A 16,929-nucleotide genomic window follows, 5' to 3' on the forward strand; every position below is an offset into this window, starting at 1 on the left:
CGCGGGTGCGCATCGTGCGAGCACGCGGCCGACGACCCGTACGGCCGCGGCCCCGCATGAGGCCGTCCCCCAAGCGCGGGCGCCGTTTTCCGGTGGGGACGGGGGAGCCCCTTGCGGATCCGTGCCCGGCGTCCGCGCCCAACTCAATGATCACGCGTCGGGACGGCGCGGGAGAGGGGCGACCGGCCCCGACCGGGGGCCGGTCGGCGCCTTGCACCGAGGGCGCCGGCATGTTGAGCTCGGCAGGTGTCCGGAGTGAGGAGGACGCGATGCAACAGCCACAGCTCGACGAGAGCACGGTGATCGCGCTGGTCGCCGAGGCCACGGCAGCCCCGTCCATGCACAACGCGCAGCCCTGGCGCTTCCGCTTCGAAACCGCCGAGCGCCTCCTCCTGCTGCGCGCCGACCTGGAGCGGGCCATGCCCGCCTCCGACCCCGACAACCGGGCGCTGCACATCGGCTGCGGTGCGGCCCTGTTCAATCTGCGCGTGGCCGCCGCCCACGCGGGTCTGGGCGCGCAGACGCGGCTCCTGCCCGAGCCGGGGGACCCGTTGCTGATGGCCGCCGTCCAGCTGGCCGGCCCCGCCGGAAAGCCGGGCGTGGAGGACGATCTCGTTCGGCTGCACCCCGCGATCAGGGAGCGGCACACCAGCCGTCACCCCTTCGCGGAGAAGGACGTCCCGGAAGACGTACAGGCCGGGCTGCAGCGAGCCGCGGCCGCGGAGGGCGGCGTGCTGCTCTTCGCCCGTCCCTGGCACGTCGAGACGTTGCTCGACCTCGCCCACGACGCGGAGAGCCGTGACGCGCTGGACGCCGATATGCGCAAGGACCTCGAGCGCTGGACGCGGCTGGGACCGGAGGCGGACACCGCCGTCGACGGCGTCCCCGAGTACGCGTTCGGGCCGCGCAAACGGGACGGCAAGGCTCCCCTGCGGGACTTCGCGGCCCGCCGGGCGGTGGCCGACCGCGGCAGCACCGTCTTCGAGCACACGCCTCACCTGGCCCTGCTGAGCACCTCCGGCGACGGGCCCGTCGACTGGCTGCGCGCCGGACAGGCTCTGGAGCGCGTCCTGCTCGAAGCGACCCGGGCCGACCTGGCCACCTCCCTGACCTCCCACCCGCTGGAAAGCATCGACCTGCGCCGACTGGCCCGCGACCCGGTGCAGGGCACCGGCCAGGTGCAGATGGTGCTGCGCCTCGGCTACGGTCCCCGCGGTCCGGCCACACCCCGCCGGCCCGTGGCCGACGTCCTCGACATCGTGTGACCGCGCCGCGGTGGATCCCGCGGCGCGGTCGGTGTCAGGTGATGGGCTCAGTGTTTGGTGAGGTTGGCGCCCTCGGCGCGGAGCACCTGCAGACGGCGCCGGTACTCCTCCTCGTCGATCTCGCCGCGCGCGAAGCGTTCCGCGAGCAACTGCTCGGGCGAGGCCTGCGTGGGCGGTGCCCAGGGCGCGCGGTGCGGCCCTGTCGGCTGCGGGCGGTCGAAGGCGCGCAGGAGCAGCACGAAGGCGGTGATGATCAGCCCCCAGAAGACGATCATGCCGAGGGATGCCCCGAACCACCCCCAGCCGCTCATGTGGTGGTCGTACCAGAACATCATGGTGATCACTTCCTGACGACGAGGACCATTGGGGACCGGAGTCGGGATACGGCTGCACCGGGGTGCCCGGTCACTACCACGCTCCCGCTGCCGGGCAGGCATGTGTAGGGGCCGGGTTGCCCATGGCGACGGACAGTGGTCCCGGTCGTGTCATCGGGACCACGGTTGTGGCCGTCGCGACCGTCGAGGTCGTTGCCCGTCCGCGAGGCACCGCATCCTCGCCCGGTATGAGGCCGCGTCGATCCGGCCGCACAGGCGTTGCTCCACCAGTCGGCGCTCGGCCGCCTCGAGTGCCGAGCGACGCGGGCGGAGCCCGGGCCACGTCGAGCGGTGGTCTTCGGACGGCACGAGCAGGCGGCCCGTGTCGTACAACGAACCTGAGAGAATCAGCAGTTGAAGCAATGCGGCTATGGCAACCATGGCACCGGCCAGGTCTACCCCCGGGCCACCGCCTGCTCCCTCGCCCGCGAGCGCGGCTGGCGCATCGCCGAGGACACCACCGGATGGCGGCGCGTCGTCGCTTCGCCCGTGCCCGAGCGGATCCTGGAGACCGACACCATCCACGAACTGCTCAACGCCGGCACGCTGGTGATCTGCGCCGGCGGCGGGGGCGTCCCCGTCACCGCGGACAAGGACACCGGAGCGCTGAGCGGGGTCGAGGCCGTCATCGACAAGGACCTGACCGCCGCGCTGCTCGCCGAGGACCTCAAGGCCGACTTCCTCCTCATTCTCACCGACGTCCCGAACATCTACGCCGACTACGGCACCCCCAGGCAGCGGCCCGTCCTCGACGCCACCCCCGCCGACCTGCGCCGCGGCGGCTTCCCCGCCGGCTCGATGGGCCCCAAGGCCGACGCGGCCGCCCGGTTCGTCGAACGCACCGGCGGCCTGGCCGCGATCGGCGCCCTCGACGCGGCGTACGAGATCGTGCACGGCAGGTCGGGCACGCTCGTCCGCCCGGAGATCACGGCAGCCTGAGCAGTACCGGGCTTCATGGCCCAGGGCCCGCCGGGGCCGAACGGCCCGGCCAGGAGGGACGGGTGGCACCGATCGTCACTCCGAGGGGCCCCTCCCCGGGGCCCTCGCGAGCAGCGAGCATCGACAGCGCAGAACAAACCCCATGCGGAGTGAGGGAGAAACCGGCGATGACGGCAACGGTGGCGGCTGGACCCCGGACGGCCGAGACATGGCGTGGCTTCGCCGGGACCCGGTGGCGCGAGCACGTCGACGTGCGCGACTTCATTCAGGCCAACTACACCCCCTACGAAGGCGACTCGGCCTTCCTGACCGGGGCGACGGACCGCACCCGCGCCGTCTGGGAGAACGTCAGCGCGCTGTTCCCGGAGGAACGGCGCCGCGGCATCCTGGATGTGGACACGGCGATTCCGTCGACGATCACCTCGCACGCGCCCGGCTACATCGATCGCGGACGGGAGCTGATCGTCGGCCTGCAGACCGACGCCCCGCTCAGGCGCGCCATCATGCCGAACGGCGGGCTGCGGATGGTGGAGAACGGACTCAAGGCGTACGGCTACGAACCCGACCCCTTCGTCACGAAGGTCTTCGGCACCTATCGCAAGACCCACAACGCCGGCGTCTTCGACGCGTACACCCCCGAGATGCGGGCCGCCCGCAGGGCCGGCATCATCACCGGACTGCCGGACGCCTACGGCCGAGGCCGGATCATCGGCGACTACCGGCGAGTGGCCCTCTACGGCACCGACCGGCTGATCGAGGCCAAGCGCGCCGAACGGGCCCTGCTGGACGCCGAGCCGTCGACCGAGCACGTCATCCGCGACCGCGAGGAACTCGCCGAACAGACACGGGCGTTGGGCGAACTGACGGAGATGGCGGCCGGGTACGGCTGTGACGTCTCCCGTCCCGCCGCCACCGCGCAGGAGGCCGTGCAGTGGCTCTACCTCGGTTATCTCGCCGCCGTGAAGGAACAGAACGGCGCCGCGATGTCGCTGGGCCGCACCTCCACCTTCCTCGACGTCTACCTCCAGCGCGACCTGGACGAGGGGACCCTCGACGAGACCGGCGCTCAGGAGCTGATCGACGACTTCGTGATCAAGCTGCGGATCGTACGGTTCCTGCGGACCCCCGAGTACGACGCCCTGTTCTCCGGTGACCCGACCTGGGTGACGGAGTCGATCGGCGGCATCGGCGATGACGGCCGCCCGCTGGTCACCCGCACCTCCTTCCGCTTCCTGCAGACCCTCTACAACCTCGGCCCCGCGCCCGAGCCCAACCTGACCGTCCTGTGGTCGCCCCGACTCCCGTACGGCTTCAAGGAGTTCTGCGCCCAGGCCTCCATCGACACGAGCGCCGTCCAGTACGAGTCCGACGAGCTGCTGCGCCCGCGCACCGGCGACGACACCGCGATCGCCTGCTGCGTCTCGGCCATGACGGTCGGCAGGCAGATGCAGTTCTTCGGGGCACGCGTCAACCTGGCCAAGGCCCTGCTGTACGCGATCAACGGCGGCCGGGACGAGATGACGGGCGAGCAGATCGCACCCGTGGCGGCCGCGCTGACGGGGGAGTACCTCGCCTATGACGAGCTGTCCGAAGCGTACGACCGGATGCTGGACTGGCTCGCCCGGACGTATGTCGACGCCCTCGACGTCATCCACTACATGCACGACAAGTACGCCTACGAGCGCATCGAGATGGCACTCCACGACCACCCCGTACACCGGTTCATGGCCTGCGGCATCGCGGGTCTTTCGGTCGCGGTGGACAGCCTGTCGGCGGTGAAGCACGCGCGGGTGAAGGTGATCCGCGACGAGTCGGGCCTCGCCGTCGACTATGTCATCGAGGGCGACTACCCGGCTTACGGCAACAACGACTCCCGCGCCGACACCCTCGCCGTCGGACTCGTCGAGTCCTTCATGGCGAAGGTGCGCAGGCACCCCACGTACCGGGACGCCGAACACACCCAGTCGGTGCTGACGATCACCTCGAACGTCGTGTACGGCAAGCACACCGGCAACACCCCCGACGGCCGGCGGGCCGGACAGCCCTTCGCGCCCGGCGCGAACCCGATGAACGGCCGCGACCGGCACGGGGTGGCAGCCTCGGCGCTCTCGGTCGCCAAGCTGCCCTACGAGCAGGCCCGGGACGGCATCTCGCTGACTACAACGATCACGCCCGAGGGGCTGGGGCACTGCGCCGATGAGCGCGCGGGCAACCTCGTCGGCATCCTCGACGCGTACACGGCGGCCGGCGGCTTCCACATGAACGTGAACGTCCTGGACCGGGCGACCCTTCAGGACGCCATGGAGCACCCGGAGAACTACCCGGACCTGACGATCCGGGTCTCGGGGTACGCGGTCAACTTCGTCCGCCTCACCCGCGAACAGCAGCTCGACGTGATCAGCCGCACCTTCCACGGATCGCTGTGACGGCGATGTCGGCGACCGGACGCATCCACTCCTGGGACCTGTCCACCGGCGTGGACGGTCCCGGGACACGGTTCGTGCTCTTCGTCAGTGGCTGCCCGCTGCGCTGCCTGTACTGCGCCAACCCCGACACCTGGCACATGCGGGACGGACAGGAGACCACGGCCGACGCCGTAATGGCGGAGATCGAGAAGTACCGGGGCTTCGTCACCACGGCCGGGGGAGGGGTCACCCTCACGGGCGGTGAACCACTGCTCCAGCCCGCCTTCACCGCCGCCGTGCTGCGCCGCTGCAAGGAGGCCGGACTGCACACTGCCCTGGACACCTCCGGCTTCCTCGGTGCCCGCGCCACCGACGAACTCCTCGGCGACACCGATCTGGTGCTGCTCGACATCAAGTCCTTCAACATCACCACCTACAAGAAGCTGACCGGCGGCGCACTCGCTCCCACCCTCAGCTTCGCCACCCGCCTCAGCCGGCTCGGCATCCCCGTGTGGATCCGCTATGTCCTGGTGCCCGGCTGGACCGATGACGAGACCGCCGTCGACGGGCTCGGTACCTTCCTGTCCGCCCTGCCCAACATCGAACGCGTCGACGTCCTGCCGTTCCACAAACTCGGCGCCCACAAGTACGACGCGCTCGGCCTCGACTTCCCGCTGCGCAACGCACCCGTACCGGACCGGAACCTCACCGAACGGGTGCGCCGGCAGTTCCGGGAGCACGGCCTGCGGGCCGTGTGACGTGCCGCGCACTCCAGGCGGGCGTCCTGGAGACGTCCGCTGCGGGCCCTGACACCGGGCCAGGGCCCGCAACCACACCTGTCCCAGGCAACTGATGGAGCGTCAGAAACTCTCGTCCTGTGGGCCGTTCGGTCCCCGGCAGGGACGTCAGGCCCCTCCTGCCCCACGTACCAGGCCCGGAGACTGAGAGCGCATCCCTGAAGGAGGTCCGCACATGCCCACCATCATCGTCGGTCTCGACGGCTCACCCCAGAGTCTTGCCGCGGCCGACTGGGCCGCCCGCGAAGCACGGCAGCGCGAGGCGTCCCTGCGTCTGGTGCACGCCTGGGAACCGCAGCCCCACGCCTACGTGCCACTGGCCGGCAGCTTCACGCCGGCCGCGATCGAAGAGGAGCACGAATGGGCCGGGCAGATGCTGCGCGAGGCCGAGTCCCGGCTCGCCAAGAGCCACGCCGGTCTGCGGATCACCACCGTGCAGACCGCTGGACCGCCCGCCGCCGTCCTGTTGACCGCGGCAGAGGACGCCGACCTGCTGGTCCTCGGGTCCCGGGGCCTCGGCGGAGTGGCCGGATTCCTGGTCGGCTCAGTCGCGCTCGCCGCAGTGGCCCGCAGCCGGCGGCCCGTGGTCCTCGTACGCGCCGGTGAGCATGCCGCCGACGAACACCTGCCGGACGGCACGGGGGCCGCGTCCACCGACACGCCCTACCGTGATGTCGTGCTGGGCCTGGACCTGGAGAACCCCGGCGAGGTCGTCATCAGGTTCGCGTTCGAGGCGGCCCAGCGCCGCGCGGCGGACTTGCGGGTGCTCCACGGCTGGAGTCCGCCGCCTTCCCACGGCTATGGCGCGGCTTTCGATTCCGGGCCCGACGCCGAACCGGCCGAGCAGGTGCGCCACCGGCTGGCCGAGGTGCTGCAGCCCTGGAGGGACAAGTTCCCCGACGTCCAGGTGCACGAGCAGGCCGTGGTCGGCAGCGCCGGCCGGCACCTCGTGCACGCCTCCCGGGACGCGGCCCTGGTCGTCGTCGGGCGACGAAACCGCCGGGCGCTCGGAGGGCACATCGGACCGGTGACGCACGCGGCACTGCAGCACGCCTCCGCGCCGGTTGCGGTGGTCCCGCGCGATTGACGTACGCGCTCAAGAAGCCTGCTGAAGAACGCGATCACGTTCACCACCGTGAAGGCGATCCAGAGGAAGAACAGCACTACGTAGTGAGGGATGACCAGGATCCACTTCGCCAGCCACAGCCACCGGTACAGATGCGTGTCGAGCACCGCGTTCACGCGCACAGGACGGTCCAGTGTGCCCGCCGGGGTTGTCATGACGATCAACTCCTTCGGTCCGTGGCGCTGAACGCGCAGACTTGGGCCCAGGCCCAGCGTGGCCGTCGAACTGCAGCTCGGGCGAGGGCCGGTGGGGGTCGTTCCGGGGCCGTTGGTTCCTGCCGGAGGGGGCCCTCGGAGTGCGGGCGAGGTCCGGCGCGAGTGGAACCGGCGTGTGCGCGAGGCGGACGGGTACTGGAAGGCTGGTGCGTGTTCCGGCGCTGCGCCCGCAGGCGGCGGTGCTCGACGTGCGCCTGCCCGACGGCGACGGGGTGAGCGTCTGCCGGGAACTGCGCTCGCGCATGCCCGACCTGGCCTGCCTGATGCTGACCTCGTTCGACGAAGAGGAGGCCCTGCTGGACTCGATCATGGCGGGAGCGCCCCGGTACGTCCTCCAGCAGATCCAGAAGTCCGACCTGGTGTCGGCCGTGCGCACGGTGGCTGCGGGCCAGTCGCTGCTCGACCTGAGCGCCACCACGAGACTGATGGCCCGTCTGCGCAGCGGTCAGCAGCAGGACGAGGAACCGGACGTACTGCCCGGCCTGACCGACCGGGAGCGGGACATCCTGGCCCTGATCGGCGAAGGCCTGACCAACCGCCAGATCGGCCGGCGGCTCTTCCTCGCGGAGAAGACGGTGACGAACTACATCTCCCGTCTGCTGGCCAAGCTCGGTGTGGAGCGGCGCATCCAGGCCGCCGTCATCGCCACCCAGGCCCAGGACCGGCTTCGGCGGGAAGGGCCCTGAAACCCGGGCCGAACGTCCCCCGGGCTCGCCCCCGTACGGCCCAAGCCCCGCCCGCTCCGCCGCCCGCAGGCTGGCTTGCGGACCCCCGGACACTGCCGGGGCCGGGATCGGGAGGACGACGACATGAGTGTGCGCGTGGGCATCAATGGCTTCGGCCGTATCGGACGCAACTACCTGCGCTGTGTGCTGGAGCGCGCGGAGAACGGCACCGGCACACCGGTCGAGGTCGTGGCTCTCAACGACATCACCTCGCCTGCGGCCCTGGCCCATCTGCTGGAGTACGACTCGACGTACGGCCGCATCGGCCGCACTGTCGAGCACGACGACGAATCGATCACCGTAGACGGTCACCGCATCGTCGTGACCGCCGAACGCGACCCGGCTGCGCTGGCCTGGGGCGAGACGGGTGTGGACGTCGTCATCGAGTCGACCGGCCGCTTCCGCACCCGTGAGCAGGCCGGCCTGCACCTGAAGGCCGGCGCCCGCAAGGTGCTGCTGTCCGTGCCGGGCAAGGGTGTCGACGCCACCATCGTGATGGGCGTCAACGAAGGCGCGTACGACCCGGCGAAGGACCACGTCGTCTCCAACGCCTCCTGCACCACCAACTGCGTGGCGCCCATGGTGAAGGTGCTCGACGAGCACTTCGGCCTCGTCAAGGGTCTGATGACCACCATTCACGGTTACACCAACGACCAGGTGGTCCTGGACGGCCCGCACAAGGACCTGCGCCGCGGCCGCAGCGCCGCTGTCAACATCATCCCCACCAGCACCGGGGCAGCCCGGGCCGTCGGCCTGGTCCTGCCGGAGCTTGCAGGCACCCTGGACGGCATCGCCGTACGGGTGCCCGTGGAGGACGGTTCACTGACCGACCTGTGCGTGGTTCTCGAACGGGACGTGACCGCGGACGAGGTCAACGCCGCCTTCCGGGAGGCCGCGGACGGGCCGCTGAAGGGCGTCCTGCGAGTCTCCGACGCACCGATCGTCTCCCGCGACGTGGTCGGCGACCCGGCCTCGTGCGTCCTGGACGCGCCGCTGACCCAGGCGCACGGCAACCTGGTCAAGGTCTTCGGCTGGTACGACAACGAGTGGGGCTACACCAACCGCCTGCTCGACCTCACCGAGTACGTCGCCGCCCGGCTGCCGCGCGGCTGACCGGCGACCGACGCCCGCGGACCCGCCGGATCCCATACCGTCCTCTGCGCTGGACCGTTACCGTGGCACATGACCGACGTGCTCGGCCGTCGGCGCAGCACGGGGGACCTGGAGGATCACCGGTGGGAAGCCCTGAGCAGCCCTGGGAAGCCCGAGTCCGGCTGCCGCAGCTGAGGTTGGACGAGCTGCTGGAAGAACTGCAGGCGCGTCTGGACGCGGCCCGAAGCACGCGCGACCGGGTGCACAGCCTCCTGGAGGCGGTGCTCTCGGTCGGCCGGGATCTGAACCTGGAACAGGCGTTGTACAGCATCGTGGAGGCCGCGGCCACCCTGGTGGACGCGGAGTATGCGGCCCTCGGTGTGATCGGCCCCGACGGCAAGCGGCTGTCGGCCTTCCACACCATCGGAGTCAGCCAGGACCAGATCGACCGGATCGGCCCCTTCCCGGAGGGACACGGCATCCTCGGGGAACTGATCAACCACCCCGAGCCCCTGAGGCTGGTAAAACTCTCCGAACACCCCTCCTCGTACGGCTTTCCGCCCCACCACCCGCCGATGAACACCTTTCTCGGTGTCCCCATCCGAGTGCGCGACCAGGTGTTCGGCAATCTGTACCTGACCGAGAAGCGGGGCGGGCTGCAGTTCGACGAGGAGGACGAGTCGGTGCTGGCAACCCTGGCCGTGGCGGCCGGTGTCGCGATCGACAACGCCCGCCTGTACGAGGACTCGCGGCTGCGCGAGCGCTGGCTGCAGGCCAATGCGGAGATCACCCACAGCCTGATGTCCGGCCGTGCGCACACCGAGGTCCTCGGCCTGATCGCGGAGCGGGCCGGCGAGATCACCGGGGCAGCCCTGGCGGCGGTCGCGCTGCCCATGGAGGACACCGGTTCACTCGCCGTGGAGATCGCCGTCGGCATGGACGCCGAGGCGCACCGGGGGCTCGTACTGTCCATGGACCGGAGCCTGATGGGGCTGGCCTTCTCCGGCGCCACCCCGGTCACCAGCGCGGACGTCGCCCACGACGAACGGATCTCCCTGGAGCCGCCGCGCTTCGGGGGACTCGGACCCACCGTGGCCGTGCCCATCGGCACGGCCGAGGCGGGTGTACGAGGCGTGGTACTGCTGGCGAGAGAAGCCGGTGGGCAGGCGTTCTCGGCGACGGAGACCGAGACCTTGCAGGCCTTCGCCGCGCAGGCCGCCATCGCGATGGAACTGGCCGACCGCCGCCAGGACGCCGAGCAGGTCGCGGTGCTCAAGGACCGCGACCGGATCGCCCGCGACCTGCACGACCTGGCGATCCAGCGGCTGTTCGCCACCGGTATGACGCTGCAGAGCGCCGGCCGCTTCATCGAGCACGAGGAGGCCGCCGAGCGCGTCGTGCGGGCCGTCGACGACCTGGACGAGACCATCAAGATCATCAGGACCACGATCTTCGGCCTGCGTGCGCGCGAGGGCGCCGCCGGAACCGGACTGCGGGCGCGTGTGGTGCGGGTGGTCGGCGAGGCGGCGCCGGTACTGGGCTTCGCGCCCAGCGTGCGGATGGAAGGCCTGCTGGACACCGACGTGCCGCGGGACATCGCCGACCACGTCGTCGCCGTCCTCTCCGAGGCCCTGACCAACATCGCCCGCCACGCCCGGGCCGGTCGCGCCGACGTGGTCATGGTGACCGACGGCAGGGAGGTCCGGCTGACCGTCTCCGACAATGGCGTGGGCATACCGCCCGGGGGGCGCCGCAGCGGCCTGAACAACATGGCTGAACGGGCGCGGCAACTGGGTGGAGCACTCGAGCTCGGCAGCCCGTCCGAAGGCGGCACCGTGCTCGTGTGGCACGTACCGGTGTCACCGAAATAGGAGGCGAAGCACCTCCCCGGAGCGGGGCCCGTCTTCCCCTCCTGCTGTCCTGTCTGAAGCCCAGGAGGCCGTGCCACAGGGGCCGTTCGGCCTCTGCAGCCGGACCCGGTGCCTGGGTGAGGCTGGTGGGACGGGACCAGGAGGACGGCATGCGGGCGTGCCATGGACGCTTCCACCGCCGCCTCGACATACGCGCTGCGCACCGCACACGAGTGATTCGCGGCCTCGCCCGAAGCACGTCAGGGTGTGCGCAGCCTGGTGGCCGAGTCATGGCGGCGCTGTGCGGCGTCGGGGGTACGCCTCGACGCCGACCGCGCTGCTGCGCCCGGTGCGCTCCGACTTCGGCGAGGTCGCTTCCCTGCTCGCGGAGGGACGGGTGGCTCAGGCGCTGGCCCACTACGCCGGTCCACTGCTGCCGCTCATCGGTCCGCCCTCCTCGGCCCTCCTTGTCCTCGCCACCCTCCGAAGGTGACCCGGGGCAGCGAGGTGGGACAGGGGCCGACCGAGTGGGATCCGGGGCCGGTCGGCCTGTGCTCGCCCATCCCCACCCGGGGAAGGCGCCGGTCGGTCACCCGACGGGGCCGACCGGCCCATGCGGATCCCGCGGACCCAGGACAAGCTGGATGTGCGGGGCAATCCCGGTGGCGTGTCGGATGCTCGTTCGTTCTTGCGGGCCGAGGGCGGCTCACCAGGTCAGACCCCGTAGGCGATGAGGAGGGTGAGGCGCGACATGAAAGGCTACGTGTTCCACGGCCCAGGGCAGGCCGCCTGGGAAGAGGTCTCCGACCCCGGCATCCAGGAACCCACCGACGCGATCGTGCGGGTCGGCGTCGTCACCATCTGCGGAACGGACCTGCACATCCTCAAGGGCGACGTACCCGAGGTACGGCCCGGCACAGTACTGGGGCACGAGGCGGTCGGCGAGATCGTCGAGGTCGGCAGCGACGTGCGCACCGTTCGGCCCGGAGACCGGGTCCTGGTCTCCTGCATCAGTGCCTGCGGGCGGTGCCGTTTCTGCCGTGAGGCCACGTACGGCCAGTGCCGAGGCGGCGGGGGCTGGGTCCTCGGCCACCTCATCGACGGCACGCAGGCCGAGTACGTGCGCGTCCCGTACGCCGACCTCTCCGTCCATCCGTTGCCCAGTGCGGTGGACAACGAAGACGCCGTGCTGCTGGCCGACATCTTCCCGACGGCCTACGAGGTGGGGGTGCTCAACGGGCACGTACGTCCCGGAGACACCGTCGCCGTCGTAGGGGCCGGGCCCATCGGCCTGGCCGCGATCGCCACGGCCCGGCTGTTCTCGCCCGAGCGCATCATCGCCGTGGATCTGGCGGCCGCCCGCCTGGATGCAGCCGGCAAGCTCGGCGCCGACGCCGTGGCCGACGCCCACGAGGCCCCCGAGCAACTGGTCGCCGACCTCACTGAGGGACTTGGTGCCGACGTGGTCATCGAGGCGGTCGGTGTGCCGGAGAGCTTCGAACTGTGCACGCGCATGGTGCGGCCCGGTGGGCACGTGGCCAACGTCGGAGTGCACGGCAAGCCCGCGACCCTGCACCTGGAAGACCTGTGGATCAAGAACGTGACCATCACCACGGGGCTGGTCGACACCCACTCCACGCCCACCCTGCTGCGGATGGCGGCTGCCGGGCGGCTGCCGACCTCGCAACTGATCACCCACACTTTCCCCCTCGACCGCATGGAGGAGGCGTACGAGGTCTTCGCTCACGCGGCCGACACCGGCGCGCTCAAGGTCGTCCTCGGCGGACCGCAGCGCGAGGTCGTCGCCGTGCACGCGGCCTGACCGGAGGGCGAGACACATCCTTGCGTCGCTGACGCGCGTCGGCCGGCCGAGCGATCGCCGGTCCCCCTGCGCACGGTCCTGTGTCGCGCCTGCCGAATGCCGGGTTTCCCCGGTGCCACGGCGCCATGGGCCGAACGTCCCCGGCCGGGGCCGAGTCACCCCTGCTGCCGCCCGGCCGCGGGTGCGACGGTGAAGGTGGAGCCCTGTGCGGGGCTCCCGTACAGACCGACGAAAGGCGGTGGGGAAGATGGAGCTGCCCCTGGTCGTGGGCGTCGACGGATCGGACGGGAGCCTCGCGGCAGTCGACTGGGCCGTGGACGAGGCGGCCCGGCACGGTCTGCCCTTGCGGCTGGTGTACGCCTCGAAATGGGAACGCTACGAGCGTGCCGTTCCGTCCGACAGCCTCGAACGCCCCTCTGAGCGGGTGATGGCAGAGCATGTGGTCGCCTCCGCCGCGGAGCGCGCCCGGCTGCGCAACCCGGAAGGGAAGGTCACCGCCGAGGTGATCGCCGAGGAAGCGGCGTCCGCCCTGCTCCGTGAAGGCCGCAACGCCTCCGTGCTGGTGACGGGTTCACGCGGCCGAGGCGAACTGACGGGTCTGCTCCTCGGCTCCGTCGGACTGGCTGTCGCGGCCCGTGCGCACGGGCCCGTGGTCGTGGTACGCGGCGACAAGGCCGGCCTGGAGGCCACTCACGAGCGGATCGTGCTGGGTGCGGGCGAGCCGGCGACCGGCGGTGAGGCGGTGCGGTTCGCCTTCCGCGAGGCCGAGGCACGCGGATGCACGCTGGACGTCGTGCGCGCCTGGCGCTGCCCCGCGCACGAAGGCGCCGACCACCCCAAGCTGGCCGAGGACCCGGCGCATCGCCACGAGGAGCGGGCGGCCGCCCTGCTCGACACCCTGGTGGAGGAGGCGGTCGCGGACCATCCGGGGGTCCGGGTGCGTCACAGCACGGTCGAAGGACCGGCGCGCAAGGTGCTGCTTGCCCGGTCGGCCGCCGCCGACCTGCTGATCGTCGGAGCACAGCGCCGGACCGGTCACGTCGGCCTCCAGCTCGGCCGGGTGGCGCACACGCTGCTGCACCACTCCGACTGCCCGGTGGCGATCGTGCCGCAACAGGCGTGACCGTGCATCGACCTCCAACCCCCGACACGTCCCGCAACACGCTCGCACCGGTGCTGCGGGACGTGCGCGCCGTCGTCTTCGACACCGACGGAGTGATCACCGACTCGGCCCGGGTACACGCGGCGGCGTGGAAGGAGGCGTTCGACGCCTTCCTGCGGGCCGGCCCGCCCCAGGACCCCGGCCGGCGCCGCCCGTTCGACGTACGGGACGACTATCTGCGATACGTCGACGGCAAGTCCCGCCTGGACGGCGCCGCGGCCTTCCTGCACTCACGCGGCCTCGACGCGTCGGCCGAGACGGTGAGCGCCGTGGCGGCGGACAAGGAACGCCTGTTCACCGAGCGGCTGCGTGCGCAGGGGGTCGACGCGTACCCCGGAACGGTCCGGCTGGTGCGTGCCCTGCGCCGGGCCGGGATACCACGGGCGGCGGCTTCCGCGTCCCGCCACGCGGGCGAACTGCTTGCCCACGCGGGGGTACTCGACCTGTTCGACGTCCTCGTGGACGGCGGTGAGGCGGCCCGCCTGGGCCTGCCGGGCAAGCCGCGGCCCGACCTCTTCCTTGAGGCCGTCCGCCGCCTCGGCGTCCCCGCCGGTCGCGCCGCGGTCGTCGAGGACGCCCTGGCGGGAGTGGAGGCGGGACGTCGCGGCGGATTCGCCCTGGTGATCGGCGTGGACCGCGCGGCCGGTCCGGACATGGGGGAGGGACTGCTGCAGCATGGAGCCGACATCGTCGTATCCGACCTCGGAGAACTGGTCGCCCAAGGAGCGTCGAAGTGACGGGCTGGACCTGGGAGTACGAGGGCTACGAGCCCGCCGACGAACGCCTGAGAGAGTCGCTGTGCACGCTGGGCAACGGCTACTTCGCCACACGAGGGGCGTTGCCCGAGTGCGCCGCGGACGAGGTGCATTACCCGGGGGCGTATGTGGCCGGCTGCTACAACCGGCTCACCTCCGGCGTGGCGGGCCACCAGGTCGAGAACGAGGACATGGTCAACGTGCCGAACTGGCTGCCGCTGCGCTTCCGCCTTCCCGGGCAGTCGTGGGTCACCCCCGACACCGTGACCGTGCTCGAGCACCGCATGACCCTGCACCTGTCCGCCGGGCTGCTGGAGCGACGTACGCGCTACGACCTCGACGAGGGACGGCTGCTGACGATCCGTCAGCAGCGTCTCCTGCACATGGCCGACGCTCATCTGGCCGCGCTTCGAACCGAGTTCACGGCAGAGGGCTTCTCCGGCGGGCTCGAGGTCGAGGCGGCACTCGACGGCGGCGTCACCAACGGCGGTGTGTCGCGCTACCGAGATCTGGACGGCCGCCACCTCACCCATGTGCACACGGGCACGGCCGCTCCGGACACCGTGTGGCTGCGCTGCCGTACCCGGACGTCGGACATCCGGATCGGTATGGCGGCCCGCCTGAGCGCCGACGCAACCGTCACGGTCCGCCACGAAGTCCCGCGCGCCGTACAGTCGTTGCGCCTGGACCTGGCCGACGGCCGCACCGCGACTGTCGACAAGACCGTCGCCCTGCACACCTCGCGCGACCCGGCGATCAGCGACCCGCTGTACGCCGCAATCGATCGAGTGACCCGGGCCCCGGGCTTCGACGAACTGGTCGAGTCCCACCTCACGGCCTGGGACCAGCTCTGGCGCCGCGCGGACCTCGATGTCGCCGGAGAGGCCGGCCCCATCCTGCGGCTGCACCTCTTCCACGTCCTGCAGACGCTCTCGCCGCACACCGCCGACCTCGACGTCGGAGTGCCCGCCCGGGGACTGCACGGCGAGGCCTACCGTGGTCACGTCTTCTGGGACGAGCTGTTCGTCCTGCCCTATCTCAACCTGCACTTCCCGGAGGTCTCGCGCGCTCTGCTCCGCTACCGTCACCGGCGACTCGAACAGGCCTGTACCGCCGCCCGGGAGATGGGCCGCCGCGGTGCGCTGTATCCCTGGCAGAGCGGGAGCGACGGGCGCGAGGAGACCCAGCGACTGCACCTGAACCCGCGCTCGGGACGCTGGCTGCCCGACAACTCCCGGCTCCAGCACCACGTCGGCTCGGCCATCGCGTACAACGTGTGGCAGTACTGCGAGGCGAGCGGCGACACCGAGTTCCGGCACACCAAGGGCGCCGAGATGCTGCTGCAGATCGCCCGCTTCTGGGCGGACTCGGCCGTCTACGACGCGGCCCTCGGACGGCATCGCATCAAGGGCGTGGTCGGCCCCGACGAGTATCACGACGCATACCCCGGCGCGCAGGAGCCCGGCCTCGACGACAACGCGTACACGAATGTCACGGCTGCCTGGGTACTGACCCGCACGCTGGAGTTGGTGGGCTCCCTTCCCGAGCCCCGGCGGCGCGAACTCGTCGAGCGCGCAGGGCTGGACGGCGGTGAACTCGAACAGTGGGAGGCCGTCTCGCGCACCCTCCACGTACCCTTCCACGACGACGTCATCAGCCAGTTCGAGGGCTACGGCGACCTCGCCGAACTCGACTGGGACGGCTACCGCGCGCGGTACGGCGACATCAGGCGCCTCGACCGGATCCTGGAGGCGGAGGGCGACACCGTCAACCGTTACCGGGCCTCCAAGCAGGCCGACGTACTGATGCTGGGATACCTCTTCGCACCGGCCGAACTGCAAGGCGTGTTCCGGCGGTTGGGGCTGCGGCTCGACGAGGACACCTGGCGGCGCACCGTCGACCACTACCTGCAGCGCACCAGCCACGGCTCCACGCTCAGCGGCCTCGTCCACGGCTGGGTCCTGGCCCGTGACCGGCGCGCGGAGGCGTGGACGTTCTGCCAGGAGGCCCTCCGGGGTGACATCGCGGATGTGCAAGGCGGCACCACCGGCGAGGGAATCCATCTGGGCGCCATGGCCGGCACGCTCGACCTCGTCCAGCGTGGGCTGACCGGCCTGGAGACAAGGGGTGGGGCGTTGTGGCTCGACCCCGTGCCGCTGCCGGAACTGTCCTCGTACGGGTTCACCCTGCGCTACCAGGGGCACTGGGGAGTGCAACTCAGGCTGGAGCGCGGTCTGCTGGAGATCGCGGTGCCCTCCTCGGACGGCTCACCGATCGACGTACGACTGCCGGACCGGGCGGTCTGCCTGCAGCCGGGCGAGACGGGGCGACTGACGCTCGGAGGCTGACGGTGAACTGCGGCCGAGCCCGGCTGGGCATGCCGAAGGGCCGGTCGGTGGGCC

12 protein-coding genes and 2 pseudogenes are annotated in these 16,929 nt (G+C 71.2%); 13 read left to right on the top strand and 1 reads right to left on the bottom strand.

Features of this window, described 5'->3' with window-relative positions; translation table 11 throughout:
- Positions 1 to 269: 269 nt before the first annotated feature.
- On the top strand, positions 270 to 1,265 hold the full coding sequence (locus OG303_RS48655; protein WP_405876468.1) for an Acg family FMN-binding oxidoreductase: 996 nt from the start codon (positions 270 to 272) through the stop codon (positions 1,263 to 1,265).
- Between the two features lie 47 nt (positions 1,266 to 1,312).
- Here the strand turns inward: OG303_RS48655 and OG303_RS48660 are convergent, their stop codons facing one another.
- Positions 1,313 to 1,600, bottom strand: coding sequence for an SHOCT domain-containing protein (locus OG303_RS48660; RefSeq protein ID WP_405877855.1), 288 nt, complete (start codon positions 1,598 to 1,600; stop codon positions 1,313 to 1,315).
- 426 nt (positions 1,601 to 2,026) lie between these two features.
- On the opposite strand from OG303_RS48660, the pseudogene OG303_RS48665 reads away from it, so the two are divergent.
- From OG303_RS48665 to OG303_RS48720, 12 genes and pseudogenes are all read left to right on the top strand, one after another.
- A pseudogene (locus OG303_RS48665) lies at positions 2,027 to 2,578 on the top strand (carbamate kinase); the annotation flags it as partial.
- A gap of 167 nt (positions 2,579 to 2,745) precedes the next feature.
- On the top strand, positions 2,746 to 5,004 hold the full coding sequence (pflB, locus tag OG303_RS48670; RefSeq protein ID WP_405876469.1) for a formate C-acetyltransferase: 2,259 nt from the start codon (positions 2,746 to 2,748) through the stop codon (positions 5,002 to 5,004).
- A gap of 5 nt (positions 5,005 to 5,009) precedes the next feature.
- A complete protein-coding gene (gene pflA, locus OG303_RS48675; protein ID WP_405876470.1) occupies positions 5,010 to 5,741 on the top strand; it encodes a pyruvate formate-lyase-activating protein in 732 nt (243 codons plus the stop codon).
- 214 nt (positions 5,742 to 5,955) lie between these two features.
- Entirely contained in the window at positions 5,956 to 6,867 is a 912-nt protein-coding gene (locus OG303_RS48680) for a universal stress protein (RefSeq protein WP_405876471.1), read from the top strand.
- A 391-nt stretch (positions 6,868 to 7,258) separates the two neighbouring features.
- Positions 7,259 to 7,807: pseudogene (locus OG303_RS48685) on the top strand (LuxR C-terminal-related transcriptional regulator); the annotation flags it as partial.
- A 123-nt stretch (positions 7,808 to 7,930) separates the two neighbouring features.
- A complete protein-coding gene (gap, locus tag OG303_RS48690; protein ID WP_405876472.1) occupies positions 7,931 to 8,959 on the top strand; it encodes a type I glyceraldehyde-3-phosphate dehydrogenase in 1,029 nt (342 codons plus the stop codon).
- A gap of 122 nt (positions 8,960 to 9,081) precedes the next feature.
- Complete coding sequence (locus tag OG303_RS48695) at positions 9,082 to 10,809, top strand: GAF domain-containing protein (protein WP_405876473.1); 1,728 nt, start codon at positions 9,082 to 9,084, stop codon at positions 10,807 to 10,809.
- 280 nt (positions 10,810 to 11,089) lie between these two features.
- Positions 11,090 to 11,281, top strand: a complete 192-nt coding sequence (locus OG303_RS48700; RefSeq protein ID WP_405876474.1) for a hypothetical protein — start codon at positions 11,090 to 11,092, stop codon at positions 11,279 to 11,281.
- A 258-nt stretch (positions 11,282 to 11,539) separates the two neighbouring features.
- Positions 11,540 to 12,610, top strand: coding sequence for a zinc-dependent alcohol dehydrogenase family protein (locus tag OG303_RS48705; protein WP_405876475.1), 1,071 nt, complete (start codon positions 11,540 to 11,542; stop codon positions 12,608 to 12,610).
- A gap of 247 nt (positions 12,611 to 12,857) precedes the next feature.
- Positions 12,858 to 13,733 carry a universal stress protein gene (locus OG303_RS48710; protein WP_405876476.1) on the top strand — a complete coding sequence of 292 codons (876 nt, stop codon included), beginning with the start codon at positions 12,858 to 12,860 and terminating at the stop codon, positions 13,731 to 13,733.
- A 2-nt stretch (positions 13,734 to 13,735) separates the two neighbouring features.
- Positions 13,736 to 14,509, top strand: coding sequence for an HAD family hydrolase (locus OG303_RS48715; protein ID WP_405876477.1), 774 nt, complete (start codon positions 13,736 to 13,738; stop codon positions 14,507 to 14,509).
- A complete protein-coding gene (locus OG303_RS48720; protein ID WP_405876478.1) occupies positions 14,506 to 16,875 on the top strand; it encodes a glycoside hydrolase family 65 protein in 2,370 nt (789 codons plus the stop codon). Before OG303_RS48715 ends, OG303_RS48720 begins: the two co-directional genes overlap by 4 nt.
- Positions 16,876 to 16,929 lie beyond the last annotated feature (54 nt).

Source organism: Streptomyces sp. NBC_00005, assembly GCF_045160215.1.
In the GTDB taxonomy this organism is placed as follows: Bacteria; Actinomycetota; Actinomycetes; order Streptomycetales; family Streptomycetaceae; genus Streptomyces.